We start from the raw sequence: 22,912 nt of genomic DNA on the forward strand, positions 1-22,912 counted from the left end.
CGGAGCGCGAGGGCCGGGAGGACGGGGAGACCGGAGGGAAGGGCGCGAGGGGTCGGAAGTGGCCGGCCCGGGCGCCAGGGATGAGGAGAGGAGGCCATGGCCGTCGAGACCCACCGCACCTTCTGCCGCTTCTGCCACGCCAACTGCGCGATGCTGGTCGACGTCGAGGACGGCCGGGTCGTCGAGGTGCGCGGCGACCCGGACGATCCGGTCTACGGCGGCTACACCTGCATGAAGGGCCGGGAGCTTCCCGATTCGCACAATGCGCCCCACCGGCTGACGAGCTCGCTCGTGCGCGGGCCCGACGGCCAGTTCCGGAAGACCCCCATGGCCGAGGCGCTCGCCTTTGTGGGGGATGAGCTCAGGCGGATCATCGATGCCCACGGGCCGCACGCGGTTGCGCTCTTCATGGGCTCGGGCGGCTACCAGAACAGCGCCGCCTGGGGCGCGACCGAGGCGCTCGCCCGCGCCATCGGCACGCGCAACTTCTACACCTCGGTCACCCTCGACCAGCCGGCCAAGGTGTTCACGACCGCCCGCTATGGCCGCTGGATGGGCGGCGCCAACCTGTTCAGCGAGGCCGACGTCGCCTTCCTCGTCGGCAACAACCCCATCGTCTCGCACTATTCGCCGCCAGGCGGCGTGCCGCCCTTCAGCCCCTCGCGCCGCATCCGCGACCGCAAGGCGGCCGGCATGAAGCTCATCGTCGCCGACCCGCGGCTCGCCGAGGTGGGCCTGCTCGCCGACATCTACCTCCCCGTGAAGCCGGGCGAGGACCCGGCGCTTCTCGCCGGGATGCTGCGCGTCATCATCCGCGAGGGCCTCTACGACCGCAACTTCGTCGCCGCCCATGTCGACGGCTTCGAGGCGCTTCGCGACGCCGTCGAGCCCTTCACGCCCGAGGTGGCGGCAGCCCGCGCCGGCGTGGAGGCCGAGAAGCTCATCGAGGCCGCGCGCATGTTCGCCCGCGCCCAGCGCGGCTGCGCCGTCACCGGCACCGGCCCCGAGATGGCGGGCAACGGCACGCTGACCGAGTATCTCGTAACCGCGCTCAACACGCTGTGCGCCCGCTTCCAGCAGGAAGGCGAGAAGGCGGCCATCCCCCGCATCTTCACGCCGGCAACGCCGAGGAAGGCGCAGGTGGCCCCCAAGACCCCGCTCTTCGGCGCGCCCGGCATGCCGAAGTCCCGCTTCCGCGGCCTCGGCCACCTTGGAGTCGAGATGCCGTGCAACGTCCTTGCCGACGAGATCCTGACTCCGGGCGAGGGCCAGATCCGCGCGCTCATCTCGGTGGGCGGCAACCCGGAGGTGGGCTTTCCCAACCAGCTCAAGATGCGCCGCGCGCTCGAGGCGCTCGAGCTCTTCGTCCAGATCGACCCGTGGATGTCGGCCAGCGCGAAGCGGGCGACGGTGGTGCTCGCACCCAAGCAGTGCCTCGAGCGCGAGGACATCAACAACCTCTCCGAATGGTGGCACGAGGAGCCCTACGCCCGCTACGTCGAGGCGGTGGCGAAGGCGCCGGGCGACGTCATCGACGAGTACGAGATGATGTGGCACCTCGCCAAGCACCTCGGCCTGCAGCTGACGCTCGCCGGCGGCCCGGTGCCCATGGACTCCTGCCCTTCCAAGGTCGAGTTCCTCGACCTCATGACGGCCGGCTGCATCGTGCCGCCGAGCAGGGTCCGGGAGGATGCACGGGCCCGCGGCGGCGCGGCCGTCATCTATTCCGAGCTTCACCCCATCGTCGAGCCGGCCGACCCGGATGCCGCCGAGACGTTCGATCTTGCCGCCGGCGACATGCCGGGCGCACTCACCCGCTACCTTGCCGACGAGGCGCGCGCCGCCGGCTTCGACTTCCGGCTCATCTCGCGCCGCTCCAAGGCCCGCTTCAACTCGATCGGCCACCCGCTCGAGCGGCTGCGCGCGCGCGCCAAGACCAACCCGGCCTACATCCACCCCGAGGACCTGGCAGCGCTCGGGATCGCAGACGGCCAGATTGTCGAGATCAGCTCGGCCCACGCCACCATCCACGGGGTGGCGAAGGCCTCCGACCGGGTGCGGCGCGGGATCGTCTCCATGGCCCACGCCTTCGGCGACGCGGACGCGGGGAAGGACGATGTGCTGGAGAAGGGTGCCTCGACCAACCGCCTGACGAGCGACGAGGTCGACTATGACCCCATCACCGGCCAGGCGCTGCAGAGCGCCATCCCGGTGCGGGTGACGCTCGCCGCCTAGCCGAGCCGGCGCAGGGGCTCGCGGCCGTCCCAGGTGCGGCAGGCCTCGCGGATGAGGGCGAAGAGGTCCGGGCCTTCGGTTGCGCGCTGGAGCACCTCGACGAGGTGGCCGGGGCCGGCGCCGGGGTCGGCATAGAGCACGCGCGAGCTGCCGAACCGGCCCTCGAGCGCGAGCCGCGCCCCCGTCGCCGCGCACAGCCGGTAGGCCGCGTCAAGGTCGTCGACGAGGAGGCAGACATGGTGCAGCCGGTCGCGCACGCCATAGGGCCCGGTGTAGATGGAGGGCGCCTCGTTCTCGGGGCGGATGAGCTCGATCTGGAGATCGCCCCAGTAGGCGAGCGCCAGGCTGAAGCGGGCGTCGGTGGGCTCGCCGAGGTAGCGCATGTCGTCGAGATGGATGTTCTCGATGAGGTGGAAGGGCCCCACCCCCATGGTGCGGGTCCAGTAGGTGACGGCCGCGTCGAAGTCCGAGGGCACGAAGGCCAGCTGCATCACCGCGCCGAGCGCAGCGAAGCCTCCGGGTGCGGCGGGTGCGGCGGGAGCAGCGGGGGCGGCGGGGTGGGACATGGGGTCGTCTCGCCTTTGCGCTAGGACAAGGACAGGCGCGCTTCGGGTAGTTTTGGTGATGACGTGCGGCAAGCTGCCTCTGCCGCGAGGGAGGACCGATGAACAGGCCAGAGAAGATCGCCCGCCCCGACCGCTGCCCGGCGATGAGCTACACCGAGATGCTGGAGGCCGACACCCGGCCGGTGCCGGCCTTCCTGCTCGAGGAATCGACGCGCGAGATGTCGACCGAGCCGATCCCGGTCGATCCCTACATCAGCGAGGCGTTCGCCCGGCTCGAGCGCGAGCGGATGTGGCCCAACGTCTGGCTGTTCGCCGCGCGCGAGGACGAGATGCCCGACCCCGGCGACACGGTGGTCTTCGAGATCAACGACAAGTCGTTCCTGCTCGTCCGGCAGGAGGACATGAGCATCCGCGCCTTCTACAACGCCTGCCTCCACCGCGGGCGGAAGCTCCGCACCAAGTCCGGCCCCACGCCGAACCTCCGCTGCCCCTTCCACGGCTTCACCTGGAACAATGACGGCAGCCTCAAGGAAATCCCCTGCCAGTGGGACTTCCGCCACCTCGAGGGCAAGGACATGTCGCTTCCGCAGGTCCGCGTCGAGCGCTGGCAGGGCTTTGTCATGATCACCGAGAACCCGGACATCCCCGGGTTCGTCGAATGGCTCGGGCCGGCGGCCAGCCACTACGAGCCCTACGACTTCGAGAACCGCTACACCGGCATGTGGGTGAAGAAGCGGATCGCCGCCAACTGGAAGGCGACTGCGGAGGCCTTCATGGAGGCGTGGCACTCGATCGCCACCCACCCGCAGCTGCTGCCCTTCCTGGGCGATGCCAACAGCCGCTACGATCTCATCGGCGACCACTTCAACCGTGCGATCACCCCCTCGGGCGTCCTCTCCCCCCACATCAAGGGCAAGGACCAGCATTTCGTGCTGGAGAAGATGAACGAGTTCTCGGGTGGCAACGACGCGACCACCAACCGCCGCTTCAACGCGGCCGACGAGCCGGGCGCCTTCGACCCCGACGACCCGCTGCTCGCCCGCAAGCTGCTCGCCGAGGCGGGCCGCAAGGGCTTCGCCGAGCAATATGGCTACGACTATTCGAACGCGTCCGACGCCGAGATCCTCGACAACTTCACCTACAACATCTTCCCCAACTTCTCGCCCTGGATCGGCTACCTGCCCACCCTCGTCTACCGCTGGCTCCCCGGCACCACGCCCGACTGGTGCACCATGGAGATCCGCCTCCTCTTCCCCACGCCCAAGGGGCAGAAGCGGCCGCGGGCCGTCGAGTGCACCGTCATCCCCGACGACCAGCCCTTCGCCTGGGCCGCCGACAAGATGGGGGCGGCGCTTGCCAACGTGTTCGACCAGGACCTCGGCAACCTGCCGCATGTGCAGACGGGGATGAAGACGCTGAAGAGCGGGCGGATGGAGCTTGGCGCCTACCAGGAGAGCCGGGTGCGGCACTTCCACGAGACGCTGATGAAGTACATCCGCGGCGAGCTGCCGGCCGCGAAGGCCTGAGAGTCCGTTTGAGAATGGGTTGAAGCCTGTGCTGCGGCGTGATTCAAGCTTGGAATGTGGACCCGAGCGAGCCGTGGCCGGAGCGCCAATCTCGAGAAGCGCGCCAGGCGCTACCCGACTGATCTGACCGACGAGGAGTGGGTGATTGTGCAGCCGTTCCTGACGTCGCCTCCGAGGCGGGGGCGCAAGCCTGTGACCGACCTGCGCGAGGTGCTGAACGCGCTGCGCGATCTCGCGCGCACCGGCGGCGGATGGCGGATGCTGCCGAAGGATTTCCCGCCATGGCAGACGGTCCACTGGTGGTTCCGCCGCTTCGTGCGTCGCCTGTTGTTCCGCACGATCCACGACGTTGCACTGATGCTCGACCGCGCGCGCGACGGCCGCGAGGAAAGCCCGAGCGCGGGCATCGTCGACAGCCAGTCGGTCAAGGCACCGATGGCACAACCGCGCGGGTTCGACGCCGGCAAGAAGATCGTCGGGCGCAAGCGCCACATCGCGGTCGATACCGACGGACGGCTGCTGATGGTCAACCTGACCGCTGCCGACATCTCCGACAGCGCAGGCGCCCAGGCCATGGTCGCTGCCGTTCGCCAGCGCTGGCCCTGGCTCAAGCACCTGTTCGCCGACGGAGCCTGCGACCGCACCAGGCTCATGGATGCCGCTGCCTACCGCGACTTCGTGCTGGAGATCGTCCGCAGGACCAATGCCGAACCCGGCTTCAAGGTGCTGCCGCGCCGCTGGGTCGTCGAGCGGACGTTCGGCTGGCTGACGCGCTGGCGCAGGCTGGTGCGCGACGACGAACAGCGCCTCAAAGTGTCCGAAGCCATGATCCACGTGGCCATGGCAAGCCTCCTCTCGCGCCGCATCGCTCACCCGTGAACAATCTCAAACGGAGTCTGAAATGCCCTCGGGGACTCGCAACGCAAGCGGAGGAGCGAGACATGGCTGAACGGGACGACCTTCTCGCGTCGATAGCCGCGACGACCGCCGACTACCGCGAGGGCGATCTGGCGGCGCCGACACCGGAGCATGTCGAGCGCTGGATCAACCAGTTTGATGCCGCAGTGCAGCTTCCGATTCTGCGCGAAATGGACCACGTGCTCAAGAAGACCTACTTCTCGCGAAAGGGCACGCGACAGTTCCTGGAAGGGTTGTTCCAGACCGAAAAGCTCGTCGGCGAGGATCCATGTACCTTCTGGAAGGGCGTGAATTTGCTCGACATTCAGGGCGGCGGCGCCAGCCAGAAAGAGATGCTCGCACTGTTCAGCAAGGTACTGGAGAAAAAGTGTGGATTCGTCGCCGCAGACTGTGGTGCCGAGCCCGAAGCGTTTCTCTATCTGGATGATGCGATCTTCACGGGTAACCGGGTTCGCCGCGATCTTGAAGCATGGATCGCTGAGCAGGCGCCGGCGGAAGCGAAGGTGCACGTCATCACGATTGCGCTTCATAGCGGCGGCCAATACTACGCTAACGGCAAAATCAAGGAAGCGGCGAAGGCTGCGGGCAAGAATATCGACCTGACTTGGTGGCGCGCGATCGAGCTGGAAGATCGGAAGGCCCACATAAACGCGTCAGATGTTTTGAGGCCGGTTGCGATCCCCGAGGACGAGGGAGTGAAAGCCTATGTGGCTGGCATGCGCTTCCCGCCAAATCTGCGCGCCGCAGGTCATGTCGGCAGGAACGGTATCTTCTCCAGCGATGCCGGGCGCCAGCTTCTGGAAGTGGAATTCCTGAAGGCAGGCGTGCGCATCCGGCAAAAGTGCCCGCACCTGCACCAGTACCAGCGACCACTCGGCAACATGATCCTCGACACCCTTGGCTTCGGCTCGCTGATCGTGACCTTCAGGAACTGCCCAAACAACGCGCCCCTCGCGCTTTGGGCCGGTGATCCCTGGTATCCCCTGTTCCCGCGCACGACCAACAGCGAAACGTCGATGAAGCGCTTCATGGCGATGCTGGAGAAGGACGTCTTCTGATGTCCCAGGCCAGCCAGGTTCGCACATATGATCCCGCCGCCAGCGTCGTCTTCCGGAAGACAGAAGACGACTTTGGCGGTTTGTCGAACATGGCGTCTGGGTTTGAGCTGCTTGTGAACGGCGTCAAGATCCGCACGTCGGAAGCCCTCTATCAGGCTTGCCGCTTCCCGCATCTGCCGGATGTGCAGCGCATGATCATCGACCAGCACAGCCCGATGACGGCCAAGATGCGCAGCAAGCCGTTCCGCAAGGACTCGCGGCCGGACTGGGACGCGGTGCGCGTGAAGATCATGCGCTGGTGCCTGCGCGTGAAGCTGGCACAGAACTGGCGCGAGTTCGGCAGGCTGTTGCTGGCGACGGGAGACCGCCCCATCGTCGAGCAATCCCGCAAGGATGATTTTTGGGGCGCGAAGGTGGCCGAGGACGGCTCACTCGTCGGCATGAACGTGCTGGGCCGCCTGCTGATGGAGCTTCGCGAGCAGATGAAGGGCGACGAGGCCGAGAGCCTTCGGGTCATCGAGCCGCTGGCGATCCCCGAGTTCCTATTGTTCCGCCAGCCCATCGAGGCGATTTGCGCCGCCGACGGTGGGGCGAAGCCGGTCGGGATCGAGCCGCACGCGGGGGACTGTCAGAGTCCGTTTGAGAATGGGTTGAAGCCTGTGCTGCGGCGTGATTCAAGCTTGGAATGTGGACCCGAGCGAGCCGTGGCCGGAGCGCCAATCTCGAGAAGCGCGCCAGGCGCTACCCGACTGATCTGACCGACGAGGAGTGGGTGATTGTGCAGCCGTTCCTGACGTCGCCTCCGAGGCGGGGGCGCAAGCCTGTGACCGACCTGCGCGAGGTGCTGAACGCGCTGCGCGATCTCGCGCGCACCGGCGGCGGATGGCGGATGCTGCCGAAGGATTTCCCGCCATGGCAGACGGTCCACTGGTGGTTCCGCCGCTTCGTGCGTCGCCTGTTGTTCCGCACGATCCACGACGTTGCACTGATGCTCGACCGCGCGCGCGACGGCCGCGAGGAAAGCCCGAGCGCGGGCATCGTCGACAGCCAGTCGGTCAAGGCACCGATGGCACAACCGCGCGGGTTCGACGCCGGCAAGAAGATCGTCGGGCGCAAGCGCCACATCGCGGTCGATACCGACGGACGGCTGCTGATGGTCAACCTGACCGCTGCCGACATCTCCGACAGCGCAGGCGCCCAGGCCATGGTCGCTGCCGTTCGCCAGCGCTGGCCCTGGCTCAAGCACCTGTTCGCCGACGGAGCCTGCGACCGCACCAGGCTCATGGATGCCGCTGCCTACCGCGACTTCGTGCTGGAGATCGTCCGCAGGACCAATGCCGAACCCGGCTTCAAGGTGCTGCCGCGCCGCTGGGTCGTCGAGCGGACGTTCGGCTGGCTGACGCGCTGGCGCAGGCTGGTGCGCGACGACGAACAGCGCCTCAAAGTGTCCGAAGCCATGATCCACGTGGCCATGGCAAGCCTCCTCTCGCGCCGCATCGCTCACCCGTGAACAATCTCAAACGGAGTCTGAGGCCGGGCCGGGGCCGGGCTGACGTCCGCGGCACGAAAGGGCGGGGCGGACGGGCAGGGCGGACGGGCGGGGCGGACGGGCAGGGCGGACGGAGGGCAGGGAGCGGAGAGCAGGCCGGGAGCCGGAGCCGGCGCTGGCCTGCGGGCGCTGCCGGTCGTCCGGACCCTTGCCGCACCTGCGTCGGGCTGGCGACCGTCCCCCGCGGCGATCGCGGCTGGGGGCCAGCGCACGCGGGCGGCGATAGGCGACGGGCGCGGGGCCCCGGGCGTCAGGCCTCGGCGGCCACCTCCGCCGTGTCGAAATAGTGGATCCGGAGCTCGCGCAGCAGCCCGTCCTCGAACCGGCCGGCCTCGCAGATCGTCTGCGCGAAGGTGCGGCCCGTGCGCTTCGACGTCACCTCGAGCCGCACCACCACCACGCCCCACTCGGCGCCCCCGGCGATGTCGAGGATCGTGACCCTGGCGCTCGCCCAGGTGCCGTACATGGCCTCGGCCACGCGCCGCAGCGCATCGCGCCCCTTCCACTCCCCGCCATAGGGGATGGAGGGGGGCTCGACCACGGTGAAGGCGGGGTGGCAGCGGGCCTCGACCGCCGCCCAGTCGCGCTGCCCGGCCAGCCGGTAGATCGCGGCCAGCCGCGCGCCCGGCGTCTCCTCCCCGTCAGCGCTCGCCGTCATGCGTCCCGCCCCGGCGGCACCGCACCCTGGGTCACGGAGGCGGTGTTGTCCACGATGAAGCGCTGACCGGAGACGAAGGCGCTCTCGTCGGAGGCGAGATAGACCACGAGGTGGCCGATGTCCTCGGGCCGGCCGAGGCGGTTGCGGCCGGCGCTGTTCCCCGTCTCGGCCAGCGGGCGCAGGCCCGAGCGCGCCATCTTGTCGCCCATGGAGCGGACCATGGGGGTGTCGATCCCGGCCGGGTGGATGCTGTTGGCGCGGATGGGATAGCCCTGCTGGGCACAGTGGACGGCGGTCGCCCGCGTGTAGGCCTCGACCGCCCCCTTGGCCGCGCAGTAGGCCGCCACATAGGGCTCGCCGCACACCGAGGCGATGGACGCCATGTTGATGATCGAGCCGGAGCCGGCCCGGCGCATGGCGGGAATCGCATGCTTGGTGCCCCACACCACCCCCTCGACCGAGACCGCCATGATCCGGTGATAGTCGGCAGCCGTCACCGTCTCGGGCGTGCCGGGCTCGACCACGCCGGCGTTGTTGACGAGCACGTGAAGACCCCCAAGCTCGCGCTCGACCCGGGCCACGAGCTCGGCCCAGGCGGCCTCGTCGGTCACGTCGTGGCGCACGAAGAGGCCGCCGATCGCCGCGGCCACCGCCTCGCCGGCCGGGTCGACGTCGGTCACCACCACCTTCGCACCCTCGGCTGCCATGAGCCGCGCATCGGCCTCGCCGAGGCCCTTTGCGCCGCCCGTCACGATCGCCACCTTGCCGGCAAGGCGTCCCATCCCATCCCTCCGCTCTGTCCCTCGTGGCCCGTTTCACACCACGACGGGCAGGCAACCCAAGCTCCGAGAAGTGATGGACCGGGGGGCGCCGGGCCCCGCTCCCGATTGCGGCTAGTGGCCGCCGGCCTCGAGAAGCGCGCCGGCGGCCAGCCGGAACCGGCGGTCGCAGTAGGGGCAGTCCACGTAGCCGCGGGAGTCGATCTCGAGGAACACCCGCGGGTGGCCCAGCGCCCCCTCGCCGCCATCGCACCAGACGCGGCGCGAGGTCACCTCCACCGTCTCCGGCGGCGGCGGCACCTCGGGCAACGCATCGCGCGGGTCTCGCATGGTTCCGGCCTTAGGGACGCGCCGGCGCACGAGGCAAGGGGCAGGCGCGTGCGCACGGAGTGCGGCACCCATGCAACGCCCGCCAGCGCAGTCGCCTCGGGCCGGCACCTTCACGGTTTCGTCACGAGTCCGTCGCTGCACTGCAACAAGGCCACGCCATCGGCGCCGTCCGCAGCTTCACCCATGGAGACGACCATGCGCCTTTCCCCCCGCGCCGGCCTTCTTGCCGCCGCCCTGCCGTTCGCGACGCCAGCCATGGCCCAGGCGCAGCCGCAGGCCGCGGCGGCCGACGAACTCGTGTTCGGCGGCGAGATCGTGGTCACGGCCCAGAAGAGCGAGCAGCGCCTCGTCGACGTGCCCGTCACCATCACCGCCAACACCGGCGCGCAGCTGCAGCGCATCGGCGTCACCCAGTTCGACCAGCTCTCGGCCTTCGTGCCTGGCCTCAACATCCAGGAGCAGTCGCCCAACAACCCGGGCTTCGTCATCCGCGGCATCACCTCGGATTCGGGCTCGGCGCAGGAGGCGGCCCGCGTGACCGTCTATTACAACGGGATCGACGTCTCCCGCTCGCGGGGCTCCTACTTCGACCTCTTCGACATCGAGCGGGTGGAAGTGGTGAAGGGCCCGCAGGCGACGCTGTTCGGCACTGCGGCCGCGATCGGCGCCGTCTCGGTCATTCCGGCGCCGGTGGTCGAGGGCGTGGCGGGCGAAGCGCGCGGCGCCATCGGCAACTTCGGCCAGCGCCAGCTCTCCGGCTTCCTGAACGGCGGCGGCGAGACGTTCGGCGTGCGGATCGCCGCCGCCTACAAGACCCGCGACGGCGTGGTCCGGAACATCGCCGGCGAGCCGGGGTCGCAGAACCCGGGCGGGATCGACCAGCGCAACCTGAACGGCCAGGACCAGGCGGGCTTCCGCGCGTCGGTCATGCTGCGGCCGGTGCCCGACCTCCGGCTCGACCTCGTCTTCACCTACGACGGCCAGCGGGCCCCCGGCACTGCCTTCAAGTCGGGCACCTTCCGGCCCACCGGCGGCGACACCTCGCCCTACACCTTCGCCGAGCTCGCCGGCTCGCCTTTCTCGAAGGAGGTGCTCGGCGCCGAGAAGCTGGGGCTCACCCGCAACGTCTATGACGTGAACCTCACCGCCCGCTTCGCCCGGCCCGACAGCCCGTGGAGCTACACCGCGATCACTGGCTGGCGGAAGTTCGACAGCCTCGAGGTGTTCGACGCCGACGGCTCGCAGGCCTGGTATCTCGAGTTCGCCGAGGACGCCCGCGGCGAGCAGATCAGCCACGAGAGCCGGGTGAACTACGCCTCCGGCCGGCTGCGCGCCTTCGCCGGCTTCAACGTCTTCCACGAGTCGGGCACGCAGGCCGTTCCCTTCTCGACCGAGGAGGGCATCTACCTCCAGTGCGCGGCCCGGCTCATCCCCGGCCTGCCCTGCGTCGATGCCAACGGCGTGGTGCAGGCAAGGAACGCCACCCGCATCCTGACCGGCGGCGCGGTTTCGGTGCTGCCCTACCGCGCGCTGTTCCGGAATGGCGGGGAGATCACCAACTGGAGCCTGTTCGCCGACGTCACCTATGCGGTGACCGACCGGCTCGAGCTCTCGGCCGGCCTGCGGTATCTCCGCGAGACGCGCCAGAGCAGCTACTTCGCCGACCAGCCGCCCTCGGTCATCTCCCGGGCGCCGCTCCTCCCCTTCGCCTCGACCGACGGCCAGACCTTCACGGCGGAAGGCAAGAACGACGCGATCCTGCCGCGCGCCAACCTCCTCTTCCGCGCGACCGACGACATCAACCTCTACGCCACCTTCGGCAAGGGCCGGCGCCCGCCCATCGTCCAGCTCTCGGCCGCGCGGCCGCGGCCCGGGGGGCCCTCCGTGCCGCTTCGGCGCGACGTGCCCGCCGAGATCGTCTGGAACTACGAGGGCGGGGTGAAGGGCCGGTTCGGACCGCTTTCGGGCACGCTCGGCATCTTCTACCAGACCTACGACAACTTCCAGGTGACGGTGAACGAGGGCGGCCAGCTGGTCACGCGCAATGCAGGGTCGGCCAGCAACTTCGGGGTGGAGACCGAACTCAGCTGGACCGCCAGCCGCAACCTCACCCTGTTCGGCAACGCCGCCTACATCGACGCGGCGATCGACGACAAGCCGGAGAACGGCATCTTCGCCGGCAACCGCTTCCGGCTGCAGGCGAAGTGGCAGGCCTCGGGCGGGCTCGACGCGCGGCTCCCCGTCTCGGAGCAGTTCCAGCTCTTCCTGACGCCCACGGCCACCTACCAGTCGAGCCTGTTCTTCGAGCTGCCCAACCGGCCGCTCATCTCGGAAGGGCCGGTCGCGCTCCTCAACATCCGCGGGGGAGTCGAGACGCGCGACGGCCGCTGGCAGCTCCTCGGCTTCGCCAGGAACGCGCTCAACAAGGAGTATCTCATCGACGCAGGGAACACCGGCGGCGCCTTCGGCATCCCGACCTTCATCCGCGGGCTTCCCGCCCTCTACGGCGCGGAGCTCGCCTTCCGGTTCTGACGCCCGGCAGCACCCGACCCGACGACCCTCTGCCGGCCTGCCGTTCGTCGTCCGGGACCCGCCGTTCGTCGAAGGCGCGCGCCATCCGCCGACTCTGAAGGAGCACTCGTCGAGAGGCACGCGCGGGGCCGGGGGGCACGTGGCACAACGCGGTCATGGCGCTGCCGGGGGCGGGTTCCCCCCTCTCCCCGCCCCCGGCAGGTCAGCCACACGCCACAGGAGACCAGCCATGACCACCCGACCCCGCATCATCGTTCCCGCCCTCCTCGCCGCGCTCGCCGCGACCGGGCTTCAGACCGCGGCGTTCGCCGCACCGGCCGAGGCGCGCAACGCCAGCGTGTCCTACGCCGGGCTCGACCTCGCCTCCGCCGAAGGCCAGCGCAGCTTCGACGAACGGATCGCCCGCGCCGTCGAGCAGGTCTGCGACGACGGCAGCCGCAGCCTTGCCGCGATGCAGCGCCGCAGGGCCTGCGCGGCCGAGACCCGCGCGGCGGTGACCGTGGTGCGCGACCAGCTCGTCGCCAACGCGGTGGCCGGCGCCGCCCGCCAGGCGGCCCGGCGCCAGCCGGCCGCCGCGGTCGACTGACCCGCTCCCTCCGCCTCCCGGCCCTCCCGAGCCCCGCCCGGCACCCCCGCCGGGCGGGGCTTTCCGTTTGCGCCGCCACGAAGGCGCCCCCGGGGCGCTCAGGCGCGGTCGAGGAGGGCGGCCTTGGCGGCGGCCAGATAGGTGCGGCCGATCCGCACCTGCACGCCGCCCGCGAGCTCGACGGCCCAGTTGCCCTGGCCGTCGTGGACAAGGCGGGCGATCGCGCCGCGGCGGACGATGGCGCCGCGATGCACGCGCAGGAATGCGGCCGGGTCAAGCCGGGCCTCGAGTGCCGAGATGGTCTCGAGGATGAGGAAGCTCCGGCTGCCGACGTGGAGCCGCATGTAGTCGCGCTCGGCCTCGATCCAGTCGATCGCGCCGACCTCGAGGCGCACGAGCTCGCCCCGGTTGGGAACCCAGAGCTCGGCGAGATGGGGCGAGGGCGCGGAGGGCGCCGGCACGGCCAAGGGCGGCGGCGCATGCCGCCGCTCGCGCACCCGCTCGACCGCGCGGGCGAGCCGGTCGGGGGCGACCGGCTTCATGAGATAGTCGACGGCATCGGCATCGAAGGCGGCGACGGCGAAGCCGTCGAAGGCGGTGACGAAGACGATGGCCGGGCGCCGGGGCCGTGCCGCAAGCGCCGCGGCCACCTCCATGCCCGACATGCCCGGCATGGCGATGTCGAGGAACAGGAGGTCCGGGTCGAGCGCGTCGACGAGGCGCAGCGCGGCTTCGCCGTCGGCGGCCGTGCCCACCAGCTGCAGCGCGGCAAGCCGCGCGCAGAGGATCTGGAGCCGCTCGACGGCAAGCGGCTCGTCATCGACGATGAGGGTCCTGAGCGGCACCGTCTGCCCCGTCACGCGCGCGACCGGCTGGCCTTCAGGCCGCAGCCGCCATGGCGTCGGCGCAAGCCGCCTGGGGCCGGGCCCGGGCGGCGGGCATCAGGATCCGCGCGACGAAGCCGCCAAATGCGCCCGGCCCGGCATCGAGCCGCGCCGCGTCGCCGTAGCGGGCGGCAAGCCGCGCGCGGACGTTCGCAAGGCCCACGCCGCAGCCGGCTGGCGCCGGCGCAGACGCGCCCTCGCCGTCGTCGGCGACGTCGAGAACGAGGCGGCCCGAATCTGTCAGCCGCGCGGCAATCCGCACGGTGACAGGCCGCGAGCTGCGCGAGACGCCGTACTTGATGGCGTTCTCGACCAGGGGCTGGAGGATGAGCGCTGGCACGGGCAGCCCGCCGAGCGCCTCGGGAACGTCCACCTCGACGCGCAGCCGCTCGGGAAAGCGCACCTGCTCGATGGCGAGGTAGAGGCGCTGGAGGCGCACTTCCTCGGCAAGCGGAAGGTCCTCGGCGGCATCGCGCGTGAGCGAAGCGCGGAAGAAGGTGGAAAGGTTCAGGATCATCCGCTCGGCTTCCTCGGTCGCGCCGCGCATGACGAGGGTGGAAAGCGCGTTCAGCGTGTTGAACAGGAAGTGCGGGTTCACCTGGTAGCGCAGCGCGCGCAGCTCGGCCTCCTGCGCGGCGCGGGCGTAGCGCGCGGCAGCGCGCTCGGCTGCCTGCACCTTGCCGGCGTAGAGGATGGCGATCCACATGACCGCCCAGGCGGCAATGAAGAAGTACCAGTCGAGCGCCTGGCCGATGATGACGACATGGGCGGGCTTTGCCGCCCACATCGGGTCCTTCAGCATGTGGGCAATGGGGAAGAGGTAGAAGGCCACGTAGTTGACGCACGCGTAGGCGAGCGCAAGCGGCACCGAGGCCAGGAAGGCGACCGCGAGCAGCCGCCCGGTGGGCGCATTCTCGAACCGGGTGAGGAGGCCGTAGAGCAGGAAGGTGAGGCCCATGGAGGCGAGCGTCACCACCGTGCGGCGCACCAGCATCTCGTCCTGCGCGGGCGCCTCGCCGATGAAGGCGCGGAAGGTGGCGAGCAGGAAGTAGACGAGCCAGAAGCCGGCGATCGAGGCGACGGCAAGCCGCCTCTGCCGGTCGGGAAGCGCGCGCGCGGCCGCGGACGCGGGCGCGGGACGACCGGGCTCGGCGAGGGGCTTCATCCGCCAGCGTGTAGCAGAAGCGTCACCGGCGGAGCGAGGCGCTTCGTCGAGGGGCGTCGGCCGTTCGTCGAGCCCGGCAGCCCGCAGCGGCAGCGGCCCTCCGCCCTTTTCCCGCGCGCAACGAGCCTCTAGGCACGGGCCATGGCCACCCCCGGCACGCGCCCGCTCGAGGGCATCCTCGTCGTCGATCTCACCCGCGTGCTCGCCGGGCCCTATGCCACCATGCTGCTCGCCGACCTCGGCGCGCGCGTCATCAAGGTGGAGGCGCCCGGCACGGGGGACGACGCCCGCGCCTTTCCGCCCTTCGTGGACGGCGAGAGCGCCTATTTCGCCAGCATCAACCGCGGCAAGGAATCGATCGCGCTCGATCTGAAGGCCGCGGCCGACCGGGCCGTCTTCGAGGCGCTGCTCGCACGCGCCGACGTGCTCGCCGAGAACTTCCGCCCCGGGGCGCTCGCCCGCCTCGGCTACGGCTTCGACGCGCTCCACGCCCGCTTCCCTAGACTCATCGTCGCCTCGACAAGCGGCTTCGGCCAGACCGGCCCCGAGGCCGCGCGCCCGGCCTATGACGTCATCGTCCAGGCGATGGGCGGGATCATGAGCGTGACCGGCCACCCCGGCCAGCCGCCCGTGCGCGTGGGCACCTCGCTCGGCGACATCACGGCCGGCCTCTTCACGGTGGTGGGCATCGAGGCGGCGCTCCTCCTGCGCGAGCGGACCGGCCGCGGCACGCACGTCGATGTCGCCATGTTCGACTGCCAGCTCGCCATCCTCGAGAATGCGATCGCCCGGCTGCAGGTGACCGGCGCGGATCCGGCCCCTCTCGGCAGCCGGCACCCCTCCATCACCCCGTTCCAGGCGTTCATGACCGCCGATGCCCCGATCGTGGTCGCTGCCGGCAACGACGCGCTCTTTCGCGCCATGGCGGAGGCGCTCGGCGTGGCCGAGCTTGCCGATGACCCGCGCTTCGCGACCAACGCCGCGCGCACCGCCAACCAGGCCGCGCTCGAGGCGCTGCTCGAAGCCCGCTTCAAGACCGCGCCCGCCGTGCACTGGCTCGACCTCCTCGGACGCGCAGGCGTGCCCGCGGGGCCCGTCAACCGCATCTCGGAGGCGCTTGCCATGGAGCAGGTGGCGGCGCGCACCATGCTGGTCGAGACCGCGCTCGCCAGCGGCCGGCCGCTCAAGGTGGCTGGCAACCCGGTCAAGCTCGCGGGCGTGCCCGACCCTGCGACGCGGCCGCCGGCGCCCGCGCTCGATGCCGACCGGGCGCGCCTTCTTGCCGAACTCGGGCTCGCGGCCTCTCCCTCGCGCTGATGCGCCTCGCCGCCGACATTGCCATCGCCAACCGGCTCGCCGATGCGGCGGGCGAGGTGCTGCGCCGGCACTTCCGGCAGGGGGTGGGAGTCGACGCCAAGGCCGATCTCTCGCCGGTGACGGTTGCCGACCGCGAGGCCGAGGCCGCCATGCGGGCAATCCTTGCGGCCGACCGGCCGAAGGACGGGATCGTCGGCGAGGAGTTCGGCGTCGTCCGGCCGAACGCGCGGCGCCTCTGGGTGCTCGACCCGATCGACGGCACCCGCGCCTTCATCGCCGGCCGCGCCACCTTCGGCACGCTGATCGCCCTCGTCGAGCTGGGGCTTCCCGTCATCGGCATCATCGATCAGCCGATCGCCGGCGAGCGCTGGGTGGGCCAGCTGGGCGACTGGCCGGGCACCCGGCTCAACGGCACCCCCGTCCGCGTGCGGCCCTGCCCGTCGCTGGCGGAGGCCCACCTCGCCACCACCCACCCCATGGCCTTCAGCGCTGCCGGCCATGCCGCCTTCCACCGCGTGGCCCGCGCCGCGCGGGATGTCCTTCTGGGCGGGGACTGCCACAACTATGCGCTGCTGGCCTCGGGCCACCTCGACCTCGTGATCGAGGAGGGCCTGAAGCTCCACGACTGGGCCGCGCTCGTCCCCGTGGTGCTGGGAGCGGGCGGGGTGATGACCGACTGGAAGGGCGAGCCGCTGAGGGTCGGCAGCAGCGGCGCGGTGATCGCCGCTGGCGACCGCCGGGTCCACGCCGAGGTGCTCGAGCGGCTCTAGCCCTATCCAAGCTGGTGGCTGGCCCGAGCGCGCCGGGCCATGCAGGGGCGGGCCACGAAGGAGGCTCGCCATGAAGACCCGCCAGTGGCTGCTTGCCGACCACCCCCGCGGCCGGCCGTTGAAGGATTCCGACTTCACCCTCGTCGAGACCGAGATTGCGGACGAACCCGGCCCCGGCCAGGCGCTCGCCAAGGTGCTGTGGCTCGGCTTCGACCCGGCACAGAAGGGCTGGGCCGAGAACGTGGCCGACTATGTGGCGCCCATGAAGATCGGCGACGTGATGCGCGGCTCGGGGATTGTCCGCATCGTGAAGTCGAACACCCCGCGCCTGAAGGAGGGCCAGCTCTACGCCGGGCTGACCGGCTGGACCGAGTGGCTCATCACCGACGGCGCCGGCTTCGAGCCGGTCCACCCCGATCTGCCGCCGACTGCCATGCTCTCGGTGCTGGGCACCACCGGGCTCACCGCTTGGTGCGGGCTCTTCAAGCTGGGCCAGCCGAAGCCGGGGGACACGGTGGTGGTCTCGGGCGCGGCGGGTGCCACGGGGTCCACGGTCGGCCAGCTGGCGAAGGTGGCCGGCGCACGGGCCGTGGGCATCGCCGGCGGCGAGGAGAAGTGCCGGTGGCTCGTCGAGGAGGCGGGCTATGATGCCGCCATCGACTACAAGCGCGAGAATGTCCGCGGCCGGCTGAAGGAGCTGTGCCCGCGGGGCATCGACGTCGTCTTCGACAATGTCGGGGGATCCATCCTCAACGACATGCTGGGCGAGATCGCGACCGGTGCGCGGGTCGTCATCTGCGGGGGAATCTCGCGCTACGAGACCGGCACCATGCCGGCGGGCCCTGAGAACTACTTCAACCTGGTGTTCCGCCGGGCGAGCATGCACGGGTTCATCGTGCTCGACTGGGCGGCCGAGTTTCCGGCCATCCGCAAGCGCCTGGCGGCCCTGGTCAATGAGGGGAAGCTCGCCTTCCGGATCGACGAGCAGCACGGCTTCGAGAACACCCCGCGCACGCTCATGCGGCTGTTCACGGGCGAGAACCGGGGCAAGCAGGTGCTGAAGGTGGCGGACTAGGCCCCCCTCGGGATCCGCACCCCGGCCCGCCCCCGGCGCCGCAGGCTGCGCGCCGTCCCGTCACCCGGGCTGCCCCTCGAGCTCCCGCGAGGTGCGCCCTCGGCCAGCGGGATGGCGCTGGCGGGGACCGGACCTCTGCCTCCCCGCCCCGGCTCCTGCCGCCCGCGGGCCGGCCCCCCCGCACGCCCCGGCCGCCACCCTCCGCGCCGGCGTCAGGCTGCCGAGCCAAGATAGCCGAGCTGGCTTGCCTTGAAGATGGTCTGCGAGCGGTTCACCGCGTCGAGCTTCTCGCCCGCGTTCTGGATGTGGAAGCGGACGGTGGCGTGGCTGCGGCCGAGGATCAGGCTGATCTCCTTGTCGGTCTTGCCGATCGAGGCCCAGCGCAGGCACTCCACCTCGCGCTTGGTCAGCTGGCAGTCGGCCGGCAGCCACTGGCGGGTGCGGTGCGCCTTCACGCAGCCGGCGATGAACCGGTGGGAGAGGAGGGCGAGCTCGTCGGAATGCTCCTCGAACTCGGCGGACAGGTCGGTCCGCTCCGGGTCGGCGGCGTTGAACGAGACGGCGCCAATCTGGCCGAACGGCAGGTGGATCGGCACCACGATGGCCGCCTTGCACAGCGCCCGCTTCTCGAAGTTGGAGAGATCGATCGCGTCGAGGTAGCGGTTGGGCTGGCGGGTGCGGAACCCTTCGGCGTTCACCCAGAAGGGCTCGCTCTCGTAGCGGCAGGCACGCGGCAGCGGCGAGGAAAGGGCGAGCCGGGTGTCGGCCCACCAGCGCTCGTGGGGCGCGTTCCAGCCGAACACCTCGGCGGCAAGGATGGCGCCGTCCTCGTCGGTCAGCGGCTGCTTGGAGGCGATATTGTCGGCCGCGCCGACCCGGAGCCGCGCCCGCTCCCAGGCAATGTCGCGCAAGGCTTCCGCCGCCTTGCGAACGTCCGACAGCTGGCGGATGGTCACCGCCGCGATCTCGTCCCTCAGGGCCATGCGCTCTCCCTCACCCGCGCGCACACCAAAAGGCGCATCCCCGGGGCCCTAGCGCAAAGGGGAATGGCCCCCGCGCACTCCCGCTGCCACTGGACCCTCCACCTCTCGACTTATCGAGGTCGGCCCCGAATTCAAGGGGGGCGGCACGCAGCGGCAACAGGAGAGCGATGGGGGAGGAAAGCGCAGCTTTCGCCGACGCCGGCCCGGCGGACCTTCCGCCCGGAACCTGCGCGCTGCGGCAGGTGGCCGGGCGGCCGGTGCTCGTCGCCCGGGCAGGCGACGGGCGGCTGTTCGCGCTCGAGGGCAGGTGCAGCCACGCGCTCCTGTCGCTCGAGGGAGCGCGGCTGCGCGGCAGCGCGGTGATGTGCCCGCACCATGGCGCCCGCTTCGACCTCGCGACCGGCCGCGCGCTTGGCCCGCCGGCCTCGGCGCCGATCACCACTTTCGCCATTCGCGAGGAGGCCGGCCGCTTCGAGGTGCGGCTGCCGTGACCGGAGGGCCGCGCCTCGACGGCCAGGTGGCGCTCGTCACCGGCGCGGCCTCGGGCATCGGCGCGGCCACCGCCGCGCTCCTTGCCGAACGGGGCGCCTCGGTGTTCGCAACCGACCTGCGTGCCAACGAAACGGTCTTCGGCCATGACGTGACCGACCCGGCGCAGTGGGAAGCAGCCCTTGCCGCCTGCGTCGCGCGGTTCGGCCGGCTCGACATCCTCGTCTCCAACGCCGGCACGGCCGCAGCCGGCCGCGTGGCCGAGCTTTCCCTCGAGACGTTCCGCGCCCAGGCGCGGGTGCACGTGGAAGGCGCCTTCCTCGGCATGAAGGCAGCCGTCGCCCAGTTCCGCCGCCAGGGCTCGCCCGCGCGGGGCGCCATCGTCGTCGTTGCCAGTGTCGCGGGCCTGAAGCCGGTGATGCGCACGGCAGCCTACGGCACGGCCAAGGCTGCGCTCGTCGCGCTCGCCGAGGCGACCCACCGTGAGCTTGCAGCCACGGGCGAGAAGGTCCGCGTCCACGCCGTCGTCCCCGGCGGCACGAAGACGCCCATGACCGAAGCGCTCTACGACGACGCCTACTGGGCCGACCCGGCGAACTTCGCCGCGCTTCCCTTGCGCGACTATTGCCGGCCCCGGGACATCGCCGAGGCCATCGCCTTCCTCGCCGCGCCCGAGACGGCCGGCTTCCCGCCCGCCGCCCTCGTCGTCGACGGCGGCTGGATGCTGAGCAACCGCATCTGACCCATGACCGAGGCGGCAGGCATGGTGGCGATCGCGGCGCCGGCAGGCGCCGCCAGCGCCGGCGTGCTGGAGCGCCGGCTGGCCGCCGAGGGTCTTGCGGCCTGCGCCTGCCCGCTGGCCGCCGATGATGCGCCCGACCTTGCGGCCGCGCCCGGCCCCGGCCCGGTTGCAGCTCTCGTCGCCGCTGCCGACCCGGCGCCCGCCGCCGGGTTCGACGCCACCACGCCCACCGCCTTCCGCGCCCTGTGGGAAGCCGAGGTCGAGCGCCTCGTGCGTGCCGCGCGCGCCGCGCTCCGCCACTTCGGAGCGCAGGGGGCGGGCGGCAGCCTCGTTCTCGTCATGGGCGCGGACGGCCCCGGCCCGGCCTTCGCTGCGGCTGCCGGCGCGCTCGCCCACTTCTGCCGGATTGCTGCCGTCGAGGCCGGCGAGCTCAGCCCCCCGGTGCGCGTGAACCTTGTGAGACCGGCCGGCACTGGCCGCGCCACGCCCGAGGCGCTTGCCGCAGCGGCCGCCTTCCTTGCCGGCCCCCGCAGCCGGATGGTGACCGGCACCACCCTCGTCGTCGATGGAGACCGCCGATGAAACGCACCCGCTTCACCCTCGTGCGCCGGCCGCAGGGCCGGCCGGTCGAGGCCGACTTCGCCCTCGTCGAGGAAGAGCTCCCCGCGCTTGCCGAGGGCGAGTTCCTGGTGGCCAACCGCTACGCCTCGCTCGACCCCGCCATCCGCGGCTGGCTCGACGACGCGCCCTCCTACATGCCGCCCGTGCCGCTCGGCGAGGCGGTGCGCGCCACGACGGTCGGCGAGGTGGTCGAGAGCCGCAACCCCGCCTTTCCGGTCGGGCAGTGGGTTGTGGGGCTCCATGGCATCGAGACCCACTCGATCGGGCGCAGCGACGGGTTCGCAAGCCCGGTCGACCCGGCGCTCGTGCCATCGCCCACCCACTTCCTCTCGGCGCTCGGCGCGGTCGGCATGACCGCCTGGTTCGGCCTCGAGCGGGTCCTCATGCCCGCGCCGGGGCAGACGCTCCTCGTCTCGGCGGCGGCCGGCGCGGTCGGAAGCCTGGTCGGCCAGCTCGGGCGCCTGAAGGGCTGCCGCACCATCGGGATCGCGGGCGGGGAGGCCAAGTGCCGGCGGCTCGTCGAGCGCTACGGCTATGACGCTGCCATCGACCACCGTGGCAGGGATGCCGAGGCCATCGCCGAAGCGATCCGCGCCGCCGCGCCCGAGGGGGTGGACCGGGTGTTCGAGAATGTCGGCGGCGCCTGCCTCGATGGCGCGCTGCTGGCGCTGCGCGACGGGGCACGCGTGGCCCTGTGCGGCCTCATCGCCGAGTACAACGCCCCGGCGCCGGTGGGTGCCCGCAACCTCTGGCAGCTGATCGTCAGGAAGGCGACAATCCGCGGCTTCCTCGTCTCGGAATGGCTTCCCGAATGGCCGGAAGGAATCGCTGCCATGGCCGCGCTGCTCAGGGAGGGGAAGCTCGTGGTGGACGAGCATGTCGACCGCGGGCTCGACCAGGCCTATGCCGCCTTCATGCGCCTCTTCGACGGCACCAACGAGGGCAAGATGATCCTCGAGATTGCATGAGGGAGATGGGCTGATGCGCGGGCTCAGCGGCCGAAGGGCGCTCGTCACCGGGGCGGCGTCGGGAATCGGGGCGGCAACCGCTGCCCGCTTCCGCGCCGAAGGCATGGGCGTACTGACGGTCGACCGCGCAGGGCCGTGCGATCTTGCGCTCGACGTCGCCGCTCCCGGCGCCGCCGAGGCCATGGCGGAGGCCGCAAAGGCGCGGCTCGGCGGGCTCGACGTGCTCTTCGCCAATGCGGGGATCACGGCGGCCCAGCCGCTGGAGGGCCACCCCGACTCGCTCTGGGAGGAGATGCTGGCCATCGACCTCTCGAGCATCTTCCGCCTCTGCCGCGCCTGCGTGCCCCTGCTCGCCGAGAGCGGCCACGGCGTCATCCTCATGACCGGCTCGGTCATGTCCTCCTTCGGCGAGGCGGGCATGGCCGCCTATGCCGCGGCCAAGCACGGCGTCCTGGGGCTTGCCCGCGCGCTCGGGGTGGAGCTGGGGCCGAAGGGAATCCGCGTGGTGTGCATCCAGCCCGGCGCGATTCTCACCGGCATGACGAAGGGGCCGTTCGAGGCCCAGCCCGAGTTCGCCGCCTACTGGCGCGAGAAGGCCGCCCTGAAGCGCCTCGGCACGCCGGACGACATCGCCGGCGTCGCTGCCTTCCTCGCTTCCGACGATGCCGCCTTCGTGACTGCAACCCCGCTCGTGGTCGACGGCGGCGCCACTGCCCACCCCTGACCCGGAGACTGCCCATGACCCCGCTCGAGACCGTCCGCCTGTTCCTCGCTCGCGTGAACGCGCTCGACCTCGACGGCGCCTGCGCGCTCCTTGCCGAGGACGTGGTCTACGACAACGTGCCGATGCCGACCGTCCATGGCCGGGCGGCCGCGCGCGCCTTCCTTGGCCAGCTTCCGGCAACCGCGATCGACTGGGAGACCCACGCGATCGCTGCGACGGGGGACGCCACGCGCGGCACCGTGCTGACCGAACGGACCGACCGCTTCACCCTCGCCGACGGGCGGACGCTTGCCATCAGGGTGATGGGCGCCTTTGACGTCGCCGATGGCAGCATCACCGCCTGGCGCGACTATTTCGACCTTGGCCAGTTCATGGCGCAGATGGCCCCCTCTCCTTCGGCCTAGCCTGTTGCTTTTGCGCGGCGGGCGCGCGGCAGC

General features: G+C 71.1%; 24 protein-coding genes. 17 read left to right on the top strand and 7 right to left on the bottom strand.

Annotation, left to right across the window (positions count from 1 at the left end):
• Positions 1-96 precede the first annotated feature (96 nt).
• Complete coding sequence (locus H3H34_RS11110) at positions 97-2,235, top strand: molybdopterin-containing oxidoreductase family protein (RefSeq protein WP_194745358.1); 2,139 nt, start codon at positions 97-99, stop codon at positions 2,233-2,235.
• On the opposite strand, the gene H3H34_RS11115 is transcribed toward H3H34_RS11110, so the two are convergent.
• Positions 2,232-2,801 carry a VOC family protein gene (locus H3H34_RS11115; RefSeq protein ID WP_194745359.1) on the bottom strand — a complete coding sequence of 190 codons (570 nt, stop codon included), beginning with the start codon at positions 2,799-2,801 and terminating at the stop codon, positions 2,232-2,234. The genes H3H34_RS11110 and H3H34_RS11115 overlap by 4 nt on opposite strands.
• A 98-nt stretch (positions 2,802-2,899) precedes the next feature.
• On the opposite strand from H3H34_RS11115, the gene H3H34_RS11120 reads away from it, so the two are divergent.
• The 5 genes from H3H34_RS11120 (at position 2,900) to H3H34_RS11140 (ending at position 7,813) form a co-directional block, all read left to right on the top strand.
• A complete protein-coding gene (locus tag H3H34_RS11120) occupies positions 2,900-4,327 on the top strand; it encodes an aromatic ring-hydroxylating oxygenase subunit alpha (protein ID WP_194745360.1) in 1,428 nt (475 codons plus the stop codon).
• A 54-nt stretch (positions 4,328-4,381) separates the two neighbouring features.
• Positions 4,382-5,206, top strand: a complete 825-nt coding sequence (locus H3H34_RS11125) for an IS5 family transposase (protein WP_194745361.1) — start codon at positions 4,382-4,384, stop codon at positions 5,204-5,206.
• 62 nt (positions 5,207-5,268) lie between these two features.
• Positions 5,269-6,303, top strand: coding sequence for a phosphoribosyltransferase-like protein (locus H3H34_RS11130; protein ID WP_194745362.1), 1,035 nt, complete (start codon positions 5,269-5,271; stop codon positions 6,301-6,303).
• A complete protein-coding gene (locus tag H3H34_RS11135; RefSeq protein WP_194745363.1) occupies positions 6,303-7,061 on the top strand; it encodes an NADAR family protein in 759 nt (252 codons plus the stop codon). Before H3H34_RS11130 ends, H3H34_RS11135 begins: the two co-directional genes overlap by 1 nt.
• The gene (locus H3H34_RS11140) at positions 6,989-7,813 is read left to right on the top strand and encodes an IS5 family transposase (RefSeq protein WP_194745361.1); all 825 of its coding nucleotides are present in this window, start codon (positions 6,989-6,991) and stop codon (positions 7,811-7,813) included. The genes H3H34_RS11135 and H3H34_RS11140 overlap by 73 nt, the downstream gene beginning before the upstream one ends.
• A gap of 289 nt (positions 7,814-8,102) precedes the next feature.
• Here H3H34_RS11140 and H3H34_RS11145 read toward each other — a convergent pair whose 3' ends face one another.
• From H3H34_RS11145 to H3H34_RS11155, 3 genes are all read right to left on the bottom strand, one after another.
• Positions 8,103-8,510, bottom strand: coding sequence for a nuclear transport factor 2 family protein (locus H3H34_RS11145; protein ID WP_194745364.1), 408 nt, complete (start codon positions 8,508-8,510; stop codon positions 8,103-8,105).
• A complete protein-coding gene (locus tag H3H34_RS11150; RefSeq protein ID WP_194745365.1) occupies positions 8,507-9,292 on the bottom strand; it encodes an SDR family oxidoreductase in 786 nt (261 codons plus the stop codon). Before H3H34_RS11150 ends, H3H34_RS11145 begins: the two co-directional genes overlap by 4 nt.
• Before the next feature lie 111 nt (positions 9,293-9,403).
• Positions 9,404-9,589 (bottom strand): zinc-finger domain-containing protein, encoded by a 186-nt coding sequence (locus H3H34_RS11155; RefSeq protein WP_328832033.1) that lies wholly within the window; start codon positions 9,587-9,589, stop codon positions 9,404-9,406.
• A gap of 225 nt (positions 9,590-9,814) precedes the next feature.
• On the opposite strand from H3H34_RS11155, the gene H3H34_RS11160 reads away from it, so the two are divergent.
• Positions 9,815-12,151 carry a TonB-dependent receptor gene (locus H3H34_RS11160; protein WP_194745367.1) on the top strand — a complete coding sequence of 779 codons (2,337 nt, stop codon included), beginning with the start codon at positions 9,815-9,817 and terminating at the stop codon, positions 12,149-12,151.
• Positions 12,152-12,380: 229 nt separating this feature from the next.
• Positions 12,381-12,737, top strand: a complete 357-nt coding sequence (locus H3H34_RS11165; RefSeq protein WP_194745368.1) for a UrcA family protein — start codon at positions 12,381-12,383, stop codon at positions 12,735-12,737.
• Positions 12,738-12,835: 98 nt separating this feature from the next.
• Here H3H34_RS11165 and H3H34_RS11170 read toward each other — a convergent pair whose 3' ends face one another.
• On the bottom strand, positions 12,836-13,582 hold the full coding sequence (locus H3H34_RS11170) for a LytR/AlgR family response regulator transcription factor (RefSeq protein WP_194745557.1): 747 nt from the start codon (positions 13,580-13,582) through the stop codon (positions 12,836-12,838).
• 34 nt (positions 13,583-13,616) lie between these two features.
• Positions 13,617-14,786: a sensor histidine kinase gene (locus H3H34_RS11175; RefSeq protein WP_194745369.1), complete on the bottom strand. Its 1,170-nt coding sequence runs from the start codon at positions 14,784-14,786 to the stop codon at positions 13,617-13,619.
• A gap of 141 nt (positions 14,787-14,927) precedes the next feature.
• On the opposite strand from H3H34_RS11175, the gene H3H34_RS11180 reads away from it, so the two are divergent.
• The 3 genes from H3H34_RS11180 (at position 14,928) to H3H34_RS11190 (ending at position 17,948) form a co-directional block, all read left to right on the top strand.
• On the top strand, positions 14,928-16,103 hold the full coding sequence (locus H3H34_RS11180) for a CaiB/BaiF CoA transferase family protein (RefSeq protein WP_194745370.1): 1,176 nt from the start codon (positions 14,928-14,930) through the stop codon (positions 16,101-16,103).
• Positions 16,103-16,873, top strand: a complete 771-nt coding sequence (locus H3H34_RS11185) for an inositol monophosphatase family protein (RefSeq protein WP_194745371.1) — start codon at positions 16,103-16,105, stop codon at positions 16,871-16,873. The genes H3H34_RS11180 and H3H34_RS11185 overlap by 1 nt, the downstream gene beginning before the upstream one ends.
• A 70-nt stretch (positions 16,874-16,943) precedes the next feature.
• Complete coding sequence (locus tag H3H34_RS11190; RefSeq protein WP_194745372.1) at positions 16,944-17,948, top strand: NADP-dependent oxidoreductase; 1,005 nt, start codon at positions 16,944-16,946, stop codon at positions 17,946-17,948.
• 212 nt (positions 17,949-18,160) lie between these two features.
• Here the strand turns inward: H3H34_RS11190 and H3H34_RS11195 are convergent, their stop codons facing one another.
• The gene (locus H3H34_RS11195) at positions 18,161-18,931 is read right to left on the bottom strand and encodes a helix-turn-helix transcriptional regulator (RefSeq protein WP_194745373.1); all 771 of its coding nucleotides are present in this window, start codon (positions 18,929-18,931) and stop codon (positions 18,161-18,163) included.
• A gap of 167 nt (positions 18,932-19,098) precedes the next feature.
• Here H3H34_RS11195 and H3H34_RS11200 point away from each other — a divergent pair, with 167 nt between their 5' ends.
• Genes H3H34_RS11200 through H3H34_RS11225 form a run of 6 tightly spaced genes read left to right on the top strand, consistent with a single transcriptional unit; the run spans position 19,099 to position 22,879 of the window.
• Positions 19,099-19,422, top strand: coding sequence for a Rieske (2Fe-2S) protein (locus H3H34_RS11200; protein ID WP_194745374.1), 324 nt, complete (start codon positions 19,099-19,101; stop codon positions 19,420-19,422).
• Positions 19,419-20,162 carry an SDR family NAD(P)-dependent oxidoreductase gene (locus tag H3H34_RS11205; protein WP_194745375.1) on the top strand — a complete coding sequence of 248 codons (744 nt, stop codon included), beginning with the start codon at positions 19,419-19,421 and terminating at the stop codon, positions 20,160-20,162. Before H3H34_RS11200 ends, H3H34_RS11205 begins: the two co-directional genes overlap by 4 nt.
• Positions 20,163-20,165: 3 nt before the next feature.
• A complete protein-coding gene (locus tag H3H34_RS11210) occupies positions 20,166-20,744 on the top strand; it encodes a hypothetical protein (protein ID WP_194745376.1) in 579 nt (192 codons plus the stop codon).
• Positions 20,741-21,751 (top strand): NADP-dependent oxidoreductase, encoded by a 1,011-nt coding sequence (locus H3H34_RS11215; protein WP_194745377.1) that lies wholly within the window; start codon positions 20,741-20,743, stop codon positions 21,749-21,751. The genes H3H34_RS11210 and H3H34_RS11215 overlap by 4 nt, the downstream gene beginning before the upstream one ends.
• A 13-nt stretch (positions 21,752-21,764) precedes the next feature.
• Positions 21,765-22,475, top strand: coding sequence for an SDR family NAD(P)-dependent oxidoreductase (locus H3H34_RS11220; RefSeq protein WP_194745378.1), 711 nt, complete (start codon positions 21,765-21,767; stop codon positions 22,473-22,475).
• A 14-nt stretch (positions 22,476-22,489) separates the two neighbouring features.
• Positions 22,490-22,879, top strand: a complete 390-nt coding sequence (locus tag H3H34_RS11225) for a limonene-1,2-epoxide hydrolase family protein (protein WP_194745379.1) — start codon at positions 22,490-22,492, stop codon at positions 22,877-22,879.
• Positions 22,880-22,912 lie beyond the last annotated feature (33 nt).

Origin of the sequence: Thermaurantiacus tibetensis, from assembly GCF_015354055.1 — a bacterium.
Classification (GTDB): domain Bacteria; phylum Pseudomonadota; class Alphaproteobacteria; order Sphingomonadales; family Sphingomonadaceae; genus Thermaurantiacus; species Thermaurantiacus tibetensis.